Annotated in this window: 17 protein-coding genes; 1 reads left to right on the top strand and 16 read right to left on the bottom strand. The window is 73.2% G+C overall.

All coding sequences use genetic code 11. From position 1 onward, the window contains the following. Positions 1 to 2 precede the first annotated feature (2 nt). The 10 genes from atpA to O2V61_RS15125 all read right to left on the bottom strand — a co-directional run bounded on the left by atpA (position 3) and on the right by O2V61_RS15125 (position 8,810). Positions 3 to 1,640, bottom strand: a complete 1,638-nt coding sequence (gene atpA / locus O2V61_RS15170; protein ID WP_269184097.1) for a F0F1 ATP synthase subunit alpha — start codon at positions 1,638 to 1,640, stop codon at positions 3 to 5. 65 nt (positions 1,641 to 1,705) lie between these two features. Beyond that, positions 1,706 to 2,536: a F0F1 ATP synthase subunit delta gene (locus tag O2V61_RS15165; RefSeq protein WP_269184096.1), complete on the bottom strand. Its 831-nt coding sequence runs from the start codon at positions 2,534 to 2,536 to the stop codon at positions 1,706 to 1,708. Continuing rightward, positions 2,536 to 3,144 (bottom strand): F0F1 ATP synthase subunit B, encoded by a 609-nt coding sequence (locus O2V61_RS15160; protein WP_269184095.1) that lies wholly within the window; start codon positions 3,142 to 3,144, stop codon positions 2,536 to 2,538. Before O2V61_RS15160 ends, O2V61_RS15165 begins: the two co-directional genes overlap by 1 nt. Before the next feature lie 52 nt (positions 3,145 to 3,196). Next, complete coding sequence (gene atpE, locus O2V61_RS15155; protein ID WP_014377627.1) at positions 3,197 to 3,427, bottom strand: ATP synthase F0 subunit C; 231 nt, start codon at positions 3,425 to 3,427, stop codon at positions 3,197 to 3,199. A gap of 107 nt (positions 3,428 to 3,534) precedes the next feature. Then, complete coding sequence (atpB, locus tag O2V61_RS15150; protein ID WP_269184094.1) at positions 3,535 to 4,362, bottom strand: F0F1 ATP synthase subunit A; 828 nt, start codon at positions 4,360 to 4,362, stop codon at positions 3,535 to 3,537. After that, entirely contained in the window at positions 4,359 to 4,604 is a 246-nt protein-coding gene (locus O2V61_RS15145; protein ID WP_269184093.1) for an AtpZ/AtpI family protein, read from the bottom strand. Before O2V61_RS15145 ends, atpB begins: the two co-directional genes overlap by 4 nt. A 92-nt stretch (positions 4,605 to 4,696) precedes the next feature. Continuing rightward, positions 4,697 to 5,167 carry a hypothetical protein gene (locus O2V61_RS15140; protein WP_269184092.1) on the bottom strand — a complete coding sequence of 157 codons (471 nt, stop codon included), beginning with the start codon at positions 5,165 to 5,167 and terminating at the stop codon, positions 4,697 to 4,699. Next, positions 5,164 to 6,414, bottom strand: a complete 1,251-nt coding sequence (locus O2V61_RS15135) for a glycosyltransferase family 4 protein (RefSeq protein ID WP_269184091.1) — start codon at positions 6,412 to 6,414, stop codon at positions 5,164 to 5,166. The genes O2V61_RS15140 and O2V61_RS15135 overlap by 4 nt, the downstream gene beginning before the upstream one ends. Positions 6,415 to 6,417: 3 nt before the next feature. Beyond that, entirely contained in the window at positions 6,418 to 7,725 is a 1,308-nt protein-coding gene (glyA, locus tag O2V61_RS15130; protein WP_269184090.1) for a serine hydroxymethyltransferase, read from the bottom strand. 443 nt (positions 7,726 to 8,168) lie between these two features. Continuing rightward, positions 8,169 to 8,810 carry an L-threonylcarbamoyladenylate synthase gene (locus O2V61_RS15125; protein WP_269184089.1) on the bottom strand — a complete coding sequence of 214 codons (642 nt, stop codon included), beginning with the start codon at positions 8,808 to 8,810 and terminating at the stop codon, positions 8,169 to 8,171. Positions 8,811 to 8,860: 50 nt separating this feature from the next. Here O2V61_RS15125 and O2V61_RS15120 point away from each other — a divergent pair, with 50 nt between their 5' ends. After that, positions 8,861 to 9,619, top strand: coding sequence for an endo alpha-1,4 polygalactosaminidase (locus O2V61_RS15120; protein ID WP_269184088.1), 759 nt, complete (start codon positions 8,861 to 8,863; stop codon positions 9,617 to 9,619). On the opposite strand, the gene prmC is transcribed toward O2V61_RS15120, so the two are convergent. The 6 genes from prmC to thrC form a co-directional block, all read right to left on the bottom strand. Beyond that, the gene (gene prmC / locus O2V61_RS15115; RefSeq protein ID WP_269184275.1) at positions 9,589 to 10,461 is read right to left on the bottom strand and encodes a peptide chain release factor N(5)-glutamine methyltransferase; all 873 of its coding nucleotides are present in this window, start codon (positions 10,459 to 10,461) and stop codon (positions 9,589 to 9,591) included. The two genes, O2V61_RS15120 and prmC, sit on opposite strands and share 31 nt — an antisense overlap. Before the next feature lie 14 nt (positions 10,462 to 10,475). Further along, entirely contained in the window at positions 10,476 to 11,555 is a 1,080-nt protein-coding gene (gene prfA, locus O2V61_RS15110; RefSeq protein WP_269184087.1) for a peptide chain release factor 1, read from the bottom strand. 123 nt (positions 11,556 to 11,678) lie between these two features. After that, a complete protein-coding gene (rpmE, locus tag O2V61_RS15105) occupies positions 11,679 to 11,909 on the bottom strand; it encodes a 50S ribosomal protein L31 (protein ID WP_269158793.1) in 231 nt (76 codons plus the stop codon). Positions 11,910 to 12,076: 167 nt separating this feature from the next. After that, positions 12,077 to 14,413 (bottom strand): transcription termination factor Rho, encoded by a 2,337-nt coding sequence (gene rho, locus O2V61_RS15100; RefSeq protein ID WP_269184086.1) that lies wholly within the window; start codon positions 14,411 to 14,413, stop codon positions 12,077 to 12,079. Positions 14,414 to 14,647: 234 nt separating this feature from the next. After that, entirely contained in the window at positions 14,648 to 15,628 is a 981-nt protein-coding gene (gene thrB, locus O2V61_RS15095; protein ID WP_269184085.1) for a homoserine kinase, read from the bottom strand. After that, complete coding sequence (thrC, locus tag O2V61_RS15090; protein ID WP_269184084.1) at positions 15,629 to 16,720, bottom strand: threonine synthase; 1,092 nt, start codon at positions 16,718 to 16,720, stop codon at positions 15,629 to 15,631. Between the last annotated feature and the right edge of the window lie 30 nt (positions 16,721 to 16,750).

The raw sequence follows: 16,750 nt of genomic DNA, 5'->3' as shown, positions 1-16,750 counted from the left end.
CGTCAGCCGGCCCGCTTGACCTGGACGGTCTCCTGGCCCCGCTCGCGCGCGTCCATGGCCTCGGCCTCGGGCTCGTTGACCCGGAGCGACTCGCCGTCGGAGGTGGTGAACCGGCCGTAGAACTCCTCGACGGCGGACTCGAGGCTGGACACGGTGTCCTCCTCGAGCTTCTTGGAGGTCCGGATCGTGTCGAAGACGACGTTGTCGCTCCGGTCGAGGAACTCCAGGAACTCCACCTCGAAGCGGCGGACGTCGGGCACCGGGACGCGGTCGAGCTTGCCGGTCGTGCCGAGCCACAGCGACACGACCTCGCGCTCCACCGGGTACGGGGAGTACTGGCCCTGCTTGAGGAGCTCGACCAGGCGCTGGCCACGCTCCAGGGTCGCCCGGCTGGAGTCGTCCAGGTCCGAGGAGAAGGAGGCGAAGGCCTCCAGCTCGCGGAACTGGGCCAGGTCCAGCCGCAGGCGGCCGGCGACCGACTTCATCGCCTTGATCTGTGCCGACCCACCCACGCGGGAGACCGAGACGCCCACGTTGATCGCCGGACGCACACCGGAGTTGAAGAGCCCGGTCTCCAGGAAGATCTGGCCGTCGGTGATCGAGATGACGTTGGTCGGGATGTAGGCCGACACGTCGTTGCCCTTGGTCTCGATGAGCGGCAGCCCGGTCATCGAGCCCGCACCCAGCTCGTCGTTGAGCTTCGCGCAACGCTCGAGCAGGCGGGAGTGCAAGTAGAAGACGTCGCCGGGGTAGGCCTCACGGCCCGGCGGGCGGCGCAGCAGCAGCGAGACCGCGCGGTAGGCCTCGGCCTGCTTGGAGAGGTCGTCGAACACGATCAGGACGTGCTTGCCCTCGTACATCCAGTGCTGGCCGATGGCCGAGCCGGTGTACGGCGCGATGTACTTGAAGCCGGCTGCCTCCGAGGCGGGGGCGGCGACGATGGTCGTGTACTCCATCGCGCCGGCGTCCTCGAGGGCGGCCTTGGTCGCCGCGATCGTCGACCCCTTCTGGCCGACCGCCACGTAGATGCAGCGCACCTGCTGGGCCGGGTCACCGGTCGCCCAGGCCTGCTTCTGGTTGATGATCGTGTCCAGCGCGATCGCCGACTTGCCGGTCTGCCGGTCGCCGATGATCAGCTGTCGCTGACCGCGGCCGATCGGCGTCATGGCGTCGATGGCCTTGATGCCGGTCTGCATCGGCTCGTGCACCGACTGCCGCTGCACCACGGTCGGCGCCTGCAGCTCCAGGGCGCGCCGGGTCGTGGTCTCGATCGGGCTGCCGCCGTCGATGGCGTTGCCCAGCGGGTCGACGACCCGGCCGAGGAAACCGTCGCCGACGGGGACCGAGAGGACCTCGCCGGTCCGGCGGACCGTCTGCCCCTCCTCGATGCCGGAGAAGTCACCCAGGATGACGACGCCGACCTCGCGCACGTCGAGGTTCAGGGCCAGGCCACGCACGCCGCCCTCGAACTCGAGCAGCTCGTTGGTCATGACCGAGGGCAGGCCCTCGACCCGGGCGATCCCGTCGCCGGACTCGGTGACGACCCCGACCTCTTCCCGGGAGACGTCCGGGGTGTAGTCGGTGACGTAGTTCTGGATGGCACTGCGGATCTCGTCCGCGGAGATCGTCAGCTCGGCCATGGCTCTGCGTCCTCTTCCTGCTGGTGTCTGTGGTGGTGCGGTGCGGCGGTGCCGGTCGAGCTGGTTCAGCCGGCGAGCCGCCGGCCGCTGGCCTCGAGTCGCGCAGCGATGCTGCCGTTGATGACCTCGTCGTCCACCCGGACGACCAGGCCACCGAGCACGTCGGGGTCGACCTGGACCTGCAGGCCCATCGTCCGCCCGTAGAGCCGGCCGAGCACGTCGGTCAGCCGTCGTTCCTGCGCGACCGTCAGCGGGACGGCGGAGGTCACGTGGGCGACCGACCGCCCCCGGCGACGGGCGGCCATGGTGGACAGCCGCTCGACCTCGTTCTCCGGGTTGTGCACGTGCGGGCTGGTCAGAGCGTTCCGCACCAGCCGCTCGGTCACCGGGCTGACCCGGCCCGCCAGCAGCCGGTCGAGGAGGGCGGTCTTGCCCTCCCGCGGCGCGGACCGCTCACCCAGGATCCGGGCGAGGTCGGCGTCGCCGGCCACGATGCGGCCGAATCGGAACAGGTCGTCCTCGACCCCCTCCAGCTCACCGCGGGCGTCGGCCGCGTCCAGTGCGGCCTCGGTGGCGAGGGTCTCGGTGGCCTCCACGAGGTCCCGCGGTCGAGACCAGCGCTGCCGCGCGACCGTCTCGACGACGGACATCGAGTCGGCGCCCAACTGCCCGGAGAGCAGCCGCTGAGCCAGCCCGGCGCGGTCGTCGGGCCGCACGGAGGCGTCCGACAGCGCCCGCCGCAGCGACGCCTGGCTCTCCAGGAGGTGCGCCACGGCGAAGAGCTCGTCGGCCAGGGTGAGCAGGACGTCACCGTGGTTGCGGCTGCGCGCACCCTGGGACTTCTCCTGGAGGGCCGCCCGCGACTCCTCCATCGCCGCCCGACTGGACGCGTTCATCAGCGGTTGCCCTCAGGGACGTAGACCGTGCTCCCGGTCGTGGCGCCCGAGCTCGGCTGCGCCCCGCCGTTGCCGGCGGGGTTGCTCGCGGCCATCTCGTCCAGCTCGTCGAGGAACCGGTCGACCGTCCCGCTGCGACGGGCGTCGTCGGCCAGCGACTCGCCGACCACCCGGCCGGCCAGCTGGACGGCGAGGGTGCCGATCTGACCGCGCAGCTCGGCCACGACCTGCTGACGGGAGGCAGCGAGCTGCTCCTCGCCGCGGGCCACGATCCGGGCCGACTCCTCCTGGGCCTGGGTGCGCAGCTGCTCGATGATCTGCTGCCCCTCGGCCCGGGCGGAGTCCCGGATCTCGGCGGCCTCGTTACGGGCCTCGGCGAGCTGGGCCCGGTACTGCGCCAGCGCAGCCTCGGCCTCGGCCTGCATGGCCTCGGCCCGCTCGATGCCGCCCTCGATCGCCGCACGACGCGCCTGGAAGGCCTTCTCGAAGCCGGGTGCGACGAACTTCCACACCACGAAGAGGAGGACCAGGAAGGCGATCGTCCCGATGATGATCTCGCCGACCACCGGGATGAGCGGGTTCGGGCTCTCCGCTGCCAGGATGCTCATGCTCTCAACGTCCCTGTCTGGAATGGGTGACCGTACGCGGGGGGCGTACGGATCAGGTGCCGTAGACGAGGGGGGCGACGAAGCCGATGAGGGCCAGCGCCTCGGCCAGGGCGAAGCCCAGGAAGGCGTAGGTGCGGGTCAGCCCGGCGGACTCGGGCTGGCGGGCGGTGGCCTGGATGTAGGCGGCCCACACCAGACCGACACCGATGCCCGGGCCGATCGTGGCGATGCCGTAGCCGACGGAACCGATGCTGCCTTCGAGCTCTGCGAGAACCTCGATCATTGCGGGGTGTTCCTCCTGTGTCGGTCGCCCGGTGGTCACCGGGCGGCTGGCGGGGTCGTGCGGTGGTGCAGTACGTGGGGTGGACCGGGGTGGCCACCGCGGTCAGGTCAGTGCGCGGCCTCGACCGAACCGTTGAGGTAGGTGCCCATCAGCATCGTGAAGACGTAGGCCTGCAGGAAGATGATCAGCAGCTCGAAGAACGTCATCACGATCGCCATGAGCGCCGACAGCGGGAAGAAGATCACGGAGAAGTTGCCGACCTGGAACAGGTAGACCGCGCCCAGCGCGAACGTCACCAGCAGCATGTGGCCCGCGAACAGGTTGGCGAAGAGCCGGATCGCCAGGGTGAACGGCCGCACGATGAAGTTCTGCAGCAGCTCCAGCGGCGTCACCAGGATGTAGGCGGCCTTCGGCACGCCCGGCAGGAACATGATGTCCCGGAAGTAGGGCCACAGACCCTGGTTCTTGATGCCGACCGCGATGTAGACGACCCAGCAGATCAGCGCGAGCACCAGGGGGAAGGAGAACCGTGCCATCGGCGAGATCTGGATGCCGGGGATGATCGCGAGCGCGTTGTTGGCGAGGATGAAGAAGAACAACGAGGCCAGGAACGGGGCGAAGGGCAGCCCCTTGGGCCCGACCACGTCGCGGGCGATGCCGTCGCGCACGAGCGAGTAGCCGGACTCGCCGATGAACTGCAGGCGGCCGGGGACGATCTCGGCCTTGCGGGCCGCCAGCACCAGGAAGACCAGGATCACCGCGGTGGCGAGCCACAGCGCCAGGATGATCCGGTCGATGTCGAACTGGATGCCGAGGACCGAGAAGCCGAACAGCGTCTCGGGGAAGAACTCGCCGACGCCCGGAGGCGTGAAGCCGCCGCCGGGGTCGCTCTCCACGGCGAGCACGTCGCCGAGCGCGTGGGCGCTGGAGGTCACCGTTGTCCCTTCTGCGTCCTGGGCCGGCTCCGTCGTCCGCCCGGGGGGTGTCCGGCGATCCGCCCGGGGGCCGGGTCAGGTTCGCCGTAGGTCTTGAAGACCACGTAGATGGCCACTGCCACGCCGAGGATGATCCCGCCCGGGAAGAACACTCGCGTGTCCAGCCACTGGTCGATCAGCCACCCGACCCCGCCCCACACCGCCATCCCGGACAGGAGCGTCCCGGTGACCGCCCAGCCCATGTCGGCCCCACTGGGCTGACGAGCTGCACGCGCAGGTCGTGGTCGTGCGCCCCCAGGTTCGGAGGTGTCCTCGGCCATTGGTTCGGACACTATCAGCCGCCCGGCGGCGGTCCGTCCGGGGAAGGCCGCGGGCCCCCCGGCGGCGCAGGCGGCGGGACGTAGAACAGCTGCCGGGTCCAGACCCAGCGCAGCTGCACACCGCTCCACAGCAGGGCACCGGCGACGACGGTCCAGGCCAGCACCTGGCGGTCCGGCCACCCCTCGGCCGGCAGGCCGGTGAGCAGCGGGAACAGCACCAGGGCCTTGAGCCCGAAGGTGCCCAGCGCCGCCGGCATCGTCCACGTGTCGTCGACCTTGCCGGCCCAGGCCACGACCAGCCCCGAGACGCAGAAGAACGCCGTGACGACGGCCGCGCCGATGAGCACGGTCAGCGCATCCGCCCAGCTCAGCGCCACCCCGACGACGACAGCGGCCACCCCGGTCACCGCGCCGGTGGCGAGCAGACCGATCCGCAGGAACGACAGGTCCCAGGGCGCGTCCCCGGTCGTCCGGACACCGCTCACCGGCGCACCCCGGCCGGGGTGGACGGTGCGGCAGCAGAGGGCGGACGCGGCGTCCCGGCGCCCTGCCGGACCGCCCGGCTGGCCGGGTGGGCGGCGCGGCTGCGGTCCCGCATCGCCGCGAGCTCGGCCTCGCGGGCGGCGATCGCCGCCCGGCGGGCGCGTGGGCTCAGCACCACGACGACGCCCACCACGAGCAGCGCGCCGACGATCACCAGGACCTCGACGGTGCCGCCGGTGATGGACAGCGCGACTGCGCCGAAGCTGAGCAGGGCGGCCCAGAAGTACATGATGAGCACCGCCCGGCGGTGCGAGTGGCCGATCGACAGCAGCCGGTGGTGCAGGTGCATCTTGTCCGGGCTGAACGGCGACCGACCGCGCCGGGTGCGGCGCACCACGGCCATGAGCAGGTCGATGAACGGGATGAAGAGCACTGCGATCGGCACGAGGAGGGGCAGGGTCAGCGGCAGCAGGCTGGCCGCCGAGCCGAGGGTCTGGGAGTCGGTCTGCCCGGTGGCCGAGACCGCCGCGGCCGAGAGCATCAGCCCGACCAGCATCGAGCCGGAGTCGCCCATGAAGATCCGGGCCGGGCTGAAGTTGTGCGGCAGGAAGCCCAGGCAGGCCCCGGCGAGCACGGCGGTGATCAGGGCGGGCGCGCTGGCCACGTCGTCGAAGCCGACCAGGCCCAGGTTGTAGCTGTAGGCGAAGAAGGCCAGCGCCGCGATCGCCGAGACCCCGGCGGCCAGCCCGTCCAGCCCGTCGATGAAGTTGAGCGCGTTGACCGTGAGGACGGTCAGCAGGATCGTCGCCGGCACGCCGACGTCCGGGCCCAGGGACAGCGTGCCGATGTCGGCGACCGGCAGGAACACGTACGCCAGCTGCACACCGAGCAGCACCATCACCCCGGCCGCGGCGATCTGGCCGGTGAGCTTGGTGAGCGCGTCCAGGCCGAACCGGTCGTCCAGCACCCCGAGGGCGCAGATCAGCCCACCAGCCACCAGGACGGCGATCGTCTGGGTGCTGAACTCGAAGCTCCGCTGCAGCGAGGGCAGCTGCGAGGCGACCAGGACGCCGGCCGCCACGCCGAGGTACATCGCCACTCCCCCGCCCCGCGGGGTCGGGATGACGTGCACGTCCCGGTCACGGACCGCCGCCATCACCCGGAACCGGACCGCCGCCACCCGCACCACCGGCGTGGCCAGGAAGGTGACCAGCGCGGCGGCGAGGAGGACGACGGCGTACTCGCGCACGGCTCAGCCGACGCGCGTGGGCTCGGGGTAGGCAGGGTGGGCGCCGACCAGCTCGCGCACCCCGGCCGCGACCTCGGTCGTCCGGGAGCCGTCGGCGTCCCGGATGGCGGTGCCGATGAGCGAGGCGATCGACTTCATGTCGCTCTCCACCATGCCCTGGGTGGTGACCGAGGGGCTGCCGACCCGGACGCCGGAGGCGACCGAGGCCGGCTGCGGGTCGAAGGGGATGGCGTTCTTGTTGAGCACGATCCCGGCCGCGTCACAGCGGGCCTCGGCCACCTTCCCGGTGACCAGCTCGCCGGCGGTGTCGGTGACCTCGCGCAGGTCCAGCAGCGCCAGGTGGGTGTCGGTGCCGCCGGCGACGGGGCGCAGGCCCTCCGCGGCCAGGCCGGCGGTCAGCGCCTGGGCGTTGGTGATCACCTGGCGGGCGTAGGTCTGGTACTCGGGCGCGAGGCACTCCTTGAGGTTCACCGCCTTCGCCGCGATGGCGTGCATCAGCGGGCCGCCCTGCATCATCGGGAAGGCCGACTTGTCGATGGCCTTGGCGTGCTCGGCCTTGCAGACGATCGCCCCGCCGCGGGGGCCGCGCAGCACCTTGTGCGTGGTGAAGGTGACGACGTCGGCGTAGGGCACCGGCGAGGGGATCGCCTTGCCGGCCACCAGGCCGATGAAGTGGGCCGCGTCGACCATGAAGATCGCGCCGACCTCGTCGGCGATCTCGCGGAAGGCGGCGAAGTCGATCAGTCGCGGGATCGCCGAGCCCCCGGCGACGATGAGCTTGGGCCGGTGCTCGCGGGCCAGGTCGCGGACCTGGTCGTAGTCGATGTGCTCGGTCTTCTCGTCGACGCCGTACTGCACGGCGTTGAACCACTTGCCGGAGAAGGAGACCTTGGTGCCGTGGGTCAGGTGCCCGCCGTGCGGCAGCGCCATGCCCAGCAGGGTGTCCCCGGGCTGCAGGAAGGCGCCGTAGGCCGCCAGGTTCGCGCTGGCACCGGAGTGCGGCTGCAGGTTGACGTGCTCGGCGCCGAACAGCTCCTTGCCGCGGGCGATGCCGATCTCCTCGGCGCGGTCGACGACCTCGCAGCCGCCGTAGTAGCGGCGCCCCGGGTAACCCTCGGCGTACTTGTTCGACAGCGTGCTGCCCAGCGCGGCCAGGACGGCGGGGCTGGTGAAGTTCTCGCTGGCGATCAGCTGCAGTCCACCCCGCAGCCGGTCGAGCTCGTCGAGGACGACGCCGGAGATCTCCGGGTCGAAGTCGGCCAGGGCGTCGAAGTCGGGGCCCCAGTAGGGGGTGGTGGCCGGGGTGCTCATCGCGGGTGCACTCCTGCTGCTCGGTGCCGGTGCCCGCGTGCACTCGTCGTGAGAGGCGCGCGGCTGTCGCACCACGGTATCGCTACGACTCCGCGATCCTCCGGATCGCACCGCGGCCAGGTGCCGTCCCCCAGGACGCGGTGAGCCGTGTCGTGCCCCGCCGGCGGGCAGCCTCCGGCCGCCGCCGGGTCACGATCTCGGGACAGGCCCACCACCGCACGGACCGCGAGACCGGACAGCCACCACGCGACCACCCGCGACGCGACCACCCGCGACGCGACCACCACCTGACGACGACCTCGAGACCGGACCACGGCATCGTCCGGAGGACCACTGTGGGAGGCCGGCGCGGGCCCGGAGGGTCCCGCCGGCATCGCACGAAGCGGCTCGGCGCAGCAGGGGGGACGGCCGTTGGCCGCGTTGCGGCCCGTCAGGGTCGCCTTCTAATCAGTGATCTCCGGGACGACCTCGCGGAGCTGCTCGAGGCTGATCGCGCCCAGCCGCAGCACCCGGGGGGTCGGGGCCGTGCAGTCGACGATGGTGCTGGGCGCCGACCCGGTGCGCGGCCCGCCGTCCAGGACCACCGCCGCGTGCTCGCCCAGCTGGTAGGCCGCCTCCGCCGCGGTCGTGCCGGCCGGCCGGCCGGAACGGTTGGCACTGGAGACCGCCAGCGGGCCGGTCCGGCGCAGCAGGTCCCGGGTGACGTCGTCGTCCGGCAGCCGGACGGCGACGGTCCCCTCGGCGTCCCCGAGGTCCCACGCCAGCGACGGCGCGTGCTCGACCACCAGGGTCAGCCCGCCGGGCCAGAAGGCCTCGGCCAGCTGGTGGGCGACCGGGGGCACGACGACGACCAGCCCGGCCAGCGTCGATGCCTCCCCCACCAGCACGGGGACCGGCATGTTCCGGCCCCGGTTCTTGGCGGCCAGCAGTCGGGTCACCGCGGCCGGGGTGAAGGCGTCGGCGGCCACGCCGTACACGGTGTCCGTCGGGAGCAGCACGAGCTCACCGCGGGACAGCGCCATGGCGGCCTCGGTCAGGCCGGCCTCGCGCTGGTCGGGGTCACTGCAGTCATAGACGTCGGGCACGAGTGCGCAGTCTGCTCCACCTACGCTGCGCCCTCGTGCACAGGTGGGCGGTGGCGACGTCCCTCGTGCTGCTGCTGGCCGGCTGCGGGGAGGCCGGGGCGCCCGCGGCGCAGGTCACCGCACCGGCCACCGGAGCCCGCTTCGACTATCAGCTGGGCGGGGCCCACCCACCGGCGGACGGCGTACAGGTGGTGGTCCGCGACCGCACCGCCGAGCCGGGCGATGGGTACCCGGTCTGCTACGTCAACGCCTTCCAGACCCAGCCGGGCGCCACGGAGCTCCCCGCCGACCTGCTGCTGCGCGACGGCGGGGAGCTGGTCGAGGACCCGGACTGGCCCGGCGAGCACCTGCTCGACGTCTCCACCGCCGATCGGCGCGAGCGTCTCGCGGAGCGGGTGGGCGGCTGGCTCACCGGCTGCGCCGCCGACGGGTTCGCCGCCGTCGAGCTGGACAACCTGGACAGCTGGACCCGGTCCGGGGGCCTGCTGGACCGGGCCGACGCGGCGGCGATGGCGCGGCTGCTGGTCGACCGGGCGCACGCCGCCGGTCTCGCGGTCGCGCAGAAGAACGCCCCCGAGCTGGCCGGCACGGGCCTGGGGTTCGACTTCGCCGTGGTCGAGGACTGCGGCGCCTACGACGAGTGCACGACCTTCACCGACGCCTATGCCGTGGTGCTCGACGTCGAGTACACCGACGAGGGGTTCGCCGCGGCCTGCGGTGTCGCGGGCCTGAGCGTGCAGCGCCGCGACCTGGCGGTGTCGGTACCGGGCGACCCTGCCTACGTGGCGGAGTGGTGCCCGGCCAGCTGAGTCCCCGTCCACCGTGCCGTGGTGTAGCGGGGCCGGCCGGCGAGGTCGGCGTGGTCGGCCACCCCGGCCCAGCCGCCGTGAGCCCGCACCAGCGCCGGCAGCGAGGCCCCCTGCTGGTCGGCGTGCTCGATGCCCAGCCAGCCGCCGGGCCGCAGCAGCCGGGCGGCGGTGCCCAGCAGGCCCCGGACGACGTCCAGCCCGTCCGGCCCGCCCCACAGCGCCAGCGGCGGGTCGTGCTCGGTGACCTCCCGCGGCAACCGGGCGCCGTCGGGCACGTAGGGCGGGTTGGAGACGACGACGTCGACGGTGCCGTCGAGCTCGGCGAGCAGCAACGGGTCGGTCATGTCCCCGGAGCGCACGTCGACCGGGGTGTCACCGGCCGCGGCCCGGGTGCGGGCGTTGTGCCGGGTCCACTCGATGGCCCCGGCGTCCCGCTCCACGGCGACCACCCGGGCACCGGGGTGCTCGTGGGCCACCGACAGCGCGATCGCCCCGGACCCGCTGCCCAGGTCGACGACGAGCGGCGCGTCCTGCCCGGCGACGCGCTCGAGCACCCAGCCGGCGATGAGCTCGGTCTCCGGGCGGGGCACGAACACCCCGGGCCCGACGGCGAGCTCGAGGTGCCGGAAGGGGGCGGTGCCGGTGAGGTGCTGCAGCGGCACCCGGTCGGCGCGCAGCTCGATCCACCCGGCGAACCGCTCGGCGGCGGCCGCGGGCACGTCACCAGCGGTGAGCAGGGCGGCGCGGGAGGTGCCCAGGACGGCGGCGAGCAACAGCTCGGCGTCCACCCGCGGCGACTCCACCCCGGCCTCGGCGAGCCGCCGCGCCGCGTCGGTGAGCAGGGTGCGGGCGGCGGTCAGGAGCCGGCCGCCAGCAGCTCGGCCGTCGCGGCGGCGGTGAGCGCGTCGAGCACCGGGTCCAGGTCGCCGTCCAGCACCTGGTCCAGGTTGTGCGCCTTGAAGCCGACCCGGTGGTCGGCGATGCGGTTCTCCGCAAAGTTGTAGGTGCGCACCCGCTCGCTGCGGTCGACCGTGCGCACCTGGCTGCGCCGCTGGTCCGACGCGGTGGCGGCGGCCTCCTCCCGCGCGGCGGCGAGCAGCCGGGAACGCAGCACCCGCAGCGCGGACTCACGGTTCTGCAGCTGGCTCTTCTCGTTCTGCGAGCTCACCACGATCCCGGAGGGCAGGTGGGTGATCCGCACTGCCGAGTCGGTGGTGTTGACGCTCTGCCCACCGGGCCCGGAGGAACGGAAGACGTCGATGCGCAGGTCGTTCGGGTCGACGCTGACGTCGACCTCCTCGGCCTCGGGGAGCACGAGCACCCCCGCCGCCGAGGTGTGGATCCGGCCCTGGGACTCGGTGACCGGGACCCGCTGCACGCGGTGCACCCCGGCCTCGAACTTCAGCCGGGCGAAGATGCCCTCGTCGGTGCGCGACTTGATCGCCACGGCGACGTCCTTGTACCCGCCCAGCTCGGCCGGGACGGCGTCGAGGACCTCGGTCGCCCAGCCGCGCCGCTCGGCGTAGCGCAGGTACATCCGCAGCAGGTCGCCGGCGAACAACGCCGACTCCGCCCCGCCCTCCCCCGCCTTGATCTCGAGGATGACGTCCTTCTCGTCGTCGGGGTCCTTGGGCAGCAGCAGCTCGGTGAGCCGGCCGGTCAGCTCACCGACGCTGCCGGCCAGCTCCTCGGCCTCGGCGGCGAAGGAGGGGTCCTCCCCGGCGAGCTCCCGGGCGGCGGCGAGGTCGTCGGCCGCAGCGTCCAGGGCACGTGCGGTCTCCACGACCGGTGCGAGCTGGGCGTACCGCCGCCCCAGCCGGCGGGCCCGCGCGGCGTCGGCGTGCACCGCCGGGTCGGCGAGCTCGGCCTCGAGCTCACGGTGCTCGGCGAGCAGGCCGGCGAGCCGGTCGCTGCCGGCTCCGGTGCTGCTGCTCACGGGCACTCCTCCTGGTCGTCGATCCCGCTCCTGCTCGATCCCGCAGGCCCCAGGCGGGGTGCGGACACGACGACGGCGCCTGTGCCGCCCTGGTGCAGGGCGGCGCAGGCGCCGTCGGGGGTGCTACTTGTCGGCCGGGGTACCGGCAGCGCGCTTGCCGAACCGCTTCTCGAAGCGGGCGACACGGCCACCGGTGTCCAGGATCTTCTGCTTGCCGGTGTAGAAGGGGTGGCACGCCGAGCAGACCTCGACGGTCAGCTGACCGGTCGGCGAGGTGCTGCGGGTGGTGAACGTGTTACCGCAACCACAGGTCACCTCGGTGACGTTGTACTGCGGGTGGATGTCGGCCTTCATGCCGGTACACCCTCTCTCTGGTCTCGTGGTCTGCTGGTCTGTCGCCTGGTCGTTGCACCGTCGGGGAACTGGGCGACCCTGACGGCGGAGGCTCGATCGCCCAGTGTACGGCCCCCCTGCCGAGCCCCGCCGCGAGCTGGCACGCGGCGGGGAGCAGGGGGCCTTCGTCAGTCCTTCTCGTTCACGCCCAGCGTCGTCTTCTGCACCTGCATCAGGAACTCGATGTTGTTGCGCGTCTTGCGCATCCGGTCGAGCAGCAGCTCCAGGGCCTGCTGGGGCTCCAGGGCGGACAGCACCCGGCGCAGCTTGATGATGATCGCCAGCTCGTCGGGCGAGAGGAGGATCTCCTCCTTGCGGGTGCCCGAGGCGTTCACGTCGACCGCGGGGAAGACCCGCTTGTCGGCGAGCCGCCGATCCAGCTTGATCTCCGCGTTCCCGGTGCCCTTGAACTCCTCGAAGATGACCGTGTCCATCGTCGAACCGGTCTCGACCAGCGCCGAGGCGATGATCGTCAGCGAGCCACCGTTCTCGATGTTGCGGGCTGCACCGAGGAAGCGCTTCGGCGGGTAGAGCGCCGTGGAGTCGACACCACCGGACAGGATGCGCCCGCTGGCGGGGGCCGCCAGGTTGTAGGCGCGACCCAGCCGGGTGATCGAGTCGAGCAGGACGACGACGTCGTGGCCCATCTCGACCAGGCGCTTGGCCCGCTCGATCGACAGCTCCGCGACCGTGGTGTGGTCCGCCGGCGGCCGGTCGAAGGTCGAGGCGATGACCTCGCCCTTCACCGAGCGCTGCATGTCGGTGACCTCTTCGGGCCGCTCGTCGACCAGCACCACCATGAGGTGGACCTCGGGGTTGTTGGTCGTGATCGCGTTGGCGATCGACTGCAGGACCATCGTCTTGCCGGCCTTCGGCGGGCTGACGATCAGCGCCCGCTGGCCCTTGCCGATCGGCATGACCAGGTCGATGAGCCGGGTGGTCATCAGGTGCGACTCGGTCTCCAACCGCAGGCGGTCCTGCGGGTAGAGCGGGGTCAGCTTGGTGAACTCGGGGCGGTTGCGCGCCTGCTCCGGGTCCAGCCCGTTGACCGAGTCCAGCCGGACGAGCGCGTTGTACTTGTCCTTCTTCTCGCCCTCCCGGGGCTGACGGACCGCCCCGGTGATTGCGTCACCGCGGCGCAGGCCGTAACGCCGCACCTGGGACAGCGAGACGTAGACGTCGTTCGGGCCGGTCAGGTACCCCGACGTGCGGACGAACGCGTAGCTGTCCAGCACGTCCAGGATGCCCGCCACCGGCAGCAGGACGTCGTCCTCGCTGACGGTGGGCTCGCCCTGGTCGAAGCGCTCGCGCCCACCGGCGCTGCTGCCGCGCCGGTTGCGGTCGCGGTACCGGCGACCGCGGCGACCGCGGCTGCCCTCGAAGTCGTCGTCGTCCTCGTCGTTCCGGGCCTCACCACGGGCCTCGCCACGGGTGTCGCCACGCGTGTCGTTGCGGTTGGCGCCCGCGTCGCCACGGTTGCCCGGGGCGTCGGGGCGGTTGCCGTCCCGGTTGTTGCGACCCGGGCGCCCGGACTCGCCGTCGGTGCGGTTGCGCCCGCCGCGCTGCTCACCGTCGCGGTCCGCGCCGTCCCGGTTGCCCCGCTCGTCGCGGCTGGAGTCCCGGTTGCGGTCCTCCCGGCCGGAGTCGCGGTTCCCCCGCTCGTCCCGGTCGGCGTCGCGGCTGCCGGCGTCACGGGTGCGGTCCTCGCGGGGGCCGGAGTCGCGGGTGGCCCGCTCGTCGCGGTTGCCGGCGTCCCGGTTGCGGTCCTCGCGGGGGGCACGCTCCTCGCGCTCGCCACCCTCCCGGGGGCCACGCTCGGCGCGGTCCCGGTTGCGGCTGCGCTGGGGCCGGTCGCCGCCGCTGCGGGTGTCGGCCTGCGGAGCCTGATCGGTGTCCGCGGCAGTCCCCTCGGCCGGGGTCGGCTGGGCGACCTCGTCCGCGGCGGCCGGGCTCGCCGGTGCGTCGGGGGTGCTGGTCGAGGCGTCGCCGGTGGGGGCACCCGCCGGACGGCTCGCCGCGCGGCGGCGACGGCCCGTGGGGGCGTCGTCGGCGGGGGCAGTGCCGGAGGGAGCAGTGTCGGTGCCGACCACCGGGCCGCTGTTGGCGCCGCCACTGACGGGGGCCTCCAGGGGCGCAGCCTGAGCAGCGGCACCACCGGCGAGGGTCTCGTCGGCGCGCGGGGCCGACACGTCCGGGGCGGTGGCCGGCGCAGCGGCGGGCGCCTCGGCGGCGGGAGCGCCGCCGACCTGGCGTTCGGAGATGGCGGCGACGAGGTCGCTCTTGCGCATCTTGCCGGTCCCGGGGATGCCCAGTTCGCCGGCCAGACGCTGCAGCTCGGGCAGCAGCATGCCGGACAGTCCGCTGCCCCGGCGACGCGAACGGGGAGCCGTCGCGCTCTCGGCAGCTGCCTCGTCGGACGGGGCGGCGTCGTGCGCGCCGTCGATGAGGTCGGTGCTCTCGCTCACGTACAGGTCCTTCCCTGCGGTGACCTGCGCCTACCAGCGCAGGAGGTGACCCGGCCCCGGAACGCGAGAGCCCGGTGGAGGACTCATCGGATCGATCGGGAGTGCGCGGGTCTGTGGATGCGAGGGGTTCAGCGGCGACGGATCGACCGTCTGCAACGCCCCGCGTGAGGCTCGCCCGGGGGCGGCTACGTCATCAGCCTAGACACAGGCCGACAGTGCTCACAACGCAGTCCGTCACGGGTGTGTTCCGAGCGCTGACGACGATACCGCATCGTGATCACCGGGCCGCGGGGTGACGACCGCACCGGTGGGGTCGACGGCCATGGGTCGACACTCCCAACCACCCGGTGTCAGCTCCTGCAGCGCCCTGACCTGCGCCGCGGCAGCCGGCGTCGCGGCGTCCTCGCCCGGACCCAGCACCGCCAGCGCCAGGACGCACGGGCCGGCGCCGGAGACGACGGCCGCGTGCCCGTCGGCCCGCAGCCGGGCCAGCAGCGCGGCGCTCTCCGGCATGGCGGGTGCCCGCTGCGCCTGGTGGAGCCGGTCCTCGGTCCCCTCCAGGAGCAGAGCGGGATCGCGGGTGAGCGCGTGCACCAGGAGCGCGGAACGGCCGGCGGCGTGGACGGCGTCGGCGTGCGGCACGGACGCCGGCAGCAGCCCCCGGGCCAGGTGGGTGGACAACGTGGTGGCCGGCACGAAGAGCACCGGGACGATCCGCGGGTCGACGGCCAGTCGCGCGGCGCGCGCGCCCGAGGCCGTCGTCCAGGACAGCGTCGCCCCACCGAGCAGGCACGGGGCCACGTTGTCCGGGTGGCCCTCGAGCTCCGAGCACAGCCGCAGCACGGCGTCCTCGTCGACCTCGGCGACGTCGGGGCACAGCGACCACGCCGCCAGCACCCCGGCGGTCACGGCCGCGGCGGAGGAGCCCATCCCCCGCCCCTGCGGGATGGCGTTGTGCGCGGACAGCCGCAGCCCGGGCGGCGTCCAGCCCAGCTCGGCCGAGGCGGCGCGGAACGCCCGCACCACCAGGTGCGACTCGTCGGTGGGCAGGTCACCGGCCCCGGCGCCCGCCACCTCGACGGTGAGCCCGCCGTCGGTGACGGCGACGTCGACGGAGTCCCAGCAGGACAGCGCCAGGCCTGCGCAGTCGAAGGCCGGCCCGAGGTTCGCACTCGTCGCCGGGACCCGGACGCGGACCGCGGGGAGCTGCGCCACTCAGAGCCCCAGCTGCGCCGCCGCGGCGGCGGCGTCGACCGGGACGGTGACCGGGACGGGGGCACCGGAGATCGCCCACTCCGGGTCCTTCAGGCCGTTGCCGGTGACCGTGCAGACGACCCGCTGGCCCGGTTCCAGCCCGCCGGCCTCCGCGACCTGCAGCAGCCCGGCCACCGATGCGGCCGACGCCGGCTCCACGAAGACGGCCTCACTGCGGGCCAGCAGCCGGTAGGCGGCCAGGATCGCCCGGTCGGTGACCGCGTCGATCCGGCCACCGGAGGTGTCCCGGGCGTCCAGCGCCTTCGTCCAGGACGCCGGGTTGCCGATCCGGATGGCGGTGGCGATGGTCTCGGGCCGGTCGACCACCCGACCGGTGACGATGGGCGCGGCGCCGGCGGCCTGGAAGCCCCACATCCTCGGGGTGTGGGTGGCCGTGCCATCAGCCGCGTACTCGCGGTAGCCCTGCCAGTAGGCGGTGATGTTGCCGGCGTTGCCGACCGGCAGGCAGTGCACGTCGGGGGCGTCGCCGAGCACGTCGACGATCTCGAACGACGCCGTCTTCTGACCCTCGATGCGGTACTGGTTGACGCTGTTGACCAGGCTGACCGGGTAGTCGATCGCCAGCTTGCTGGCCAGGGTCAGGCAGTCGTCGAAGTTGCCCTCGACCTGCAGCAGCTTCGCCCCGTGCACCAGCGCCTGGGCGAGCTTGCCGGTGGCGATCTTGCCGGTCGGGACCAGGACGGCGCAGGTCAGCCCGGCGCGGGCGGCGTAGGCCGCGGCACTCGCGCTGGTGTTGCCGGTGGAGGCGCAGATCACCGCCTGCGCGCCCTCCTCCACCGCCTTGGAGATGGCCATGGTCATGCCGCGGTCCTTGAACGACCCGGTGGGGTTGGCCCCCTCGACCTTCAGCCAGACCTCGCACCCGGTGCGGCGGGACAGCTCCGGCGCCGGCAGCAGCGGGGTGGCGCCCTCCTGCAGCGTCACCACCGGGGTCGCGGCGCTCACCGGCAGCCGGTCCCGGTAGGCCTCGATCAGCCCGGGCCAGTACGGCGAGACCGGGGCGCGCAGCCCCGTCGGGAGTCCAGCGCTCATGACCACATCACCCGTTCGTCTCCGCCGCAC

The organism is Modestobacter sp. VKM Ac-2985 (assembly GCF_026967925.1).
Taxonomy (GTDB): domain Bacteria; phylum Actinomycetota; class Actinomycetes; order Mycobacteriales; family Geodermatophilaceae; genus Modestobacter.
The sequence above is the reverse complement of the archived record's forward strand: the minus strand, read 5'-3'. Positions and strand labels throughout refer to the sequence as shown.

Bases quoted from the DNA above. Each gene is read 5' to 3' on its own strand.
- O2V61_RS15160 (WP_269184095.1), bottom strand. From the start codon at position 3,144: ATGAGCATCCTGGCAGCGGAGAGCCCGAACCCGCTCATCCCGGTGGTC.
- atpE (WP_014377627.1), bottom strand. From the start codon at position 3,427: ATGATCGAGGTTCTCGCAGAGCTCGAAGGCAGCATCGGTTCCGTCGGC.
- thrC (WP_269184084.1), bottom strand. From the start codon at position 16,720: ATGAGCGCTGGACTCCCGACGGGGCTGCGCGCCCCGGTCTCGCCGTAC.
- O2V61_RS15165 (WP_269184096.1), bottom strand. From the start codon at position 2,536: ATGAACGCGTCCAGTCGGGCGGCGATGGAGGAGTCGCGGGCGGCCCTC.
- O2V61_RS15145 (WP_269184093.1), bottom strand. From the start codon at position 4,604: ATGGGCTGGGCGGTCACCGGGACGCTCCTGTCCGGGATGGCGGTGTGG.
- glyA (WP_269184090.1), bottom strand. From the start codon at position 7,725: ATGAGCACCCCGGCCACCACCCCCTACTGGGGCCCCGACTTCGACGCC.
- rpmE (WP_269158793.1), bottom strand. From the start codon at position 11,909: ATGAAGGCCGACATCCACCCGCAGTACAACGTCACCGAGGTGACCTGT.
- atpA (WP_269184097.1), bottom strand. From the start codon at position 1,640: ATGGCCGAGCTGACGATCTCCGCGGACGAGATCCGCAGTGCCATCCAG.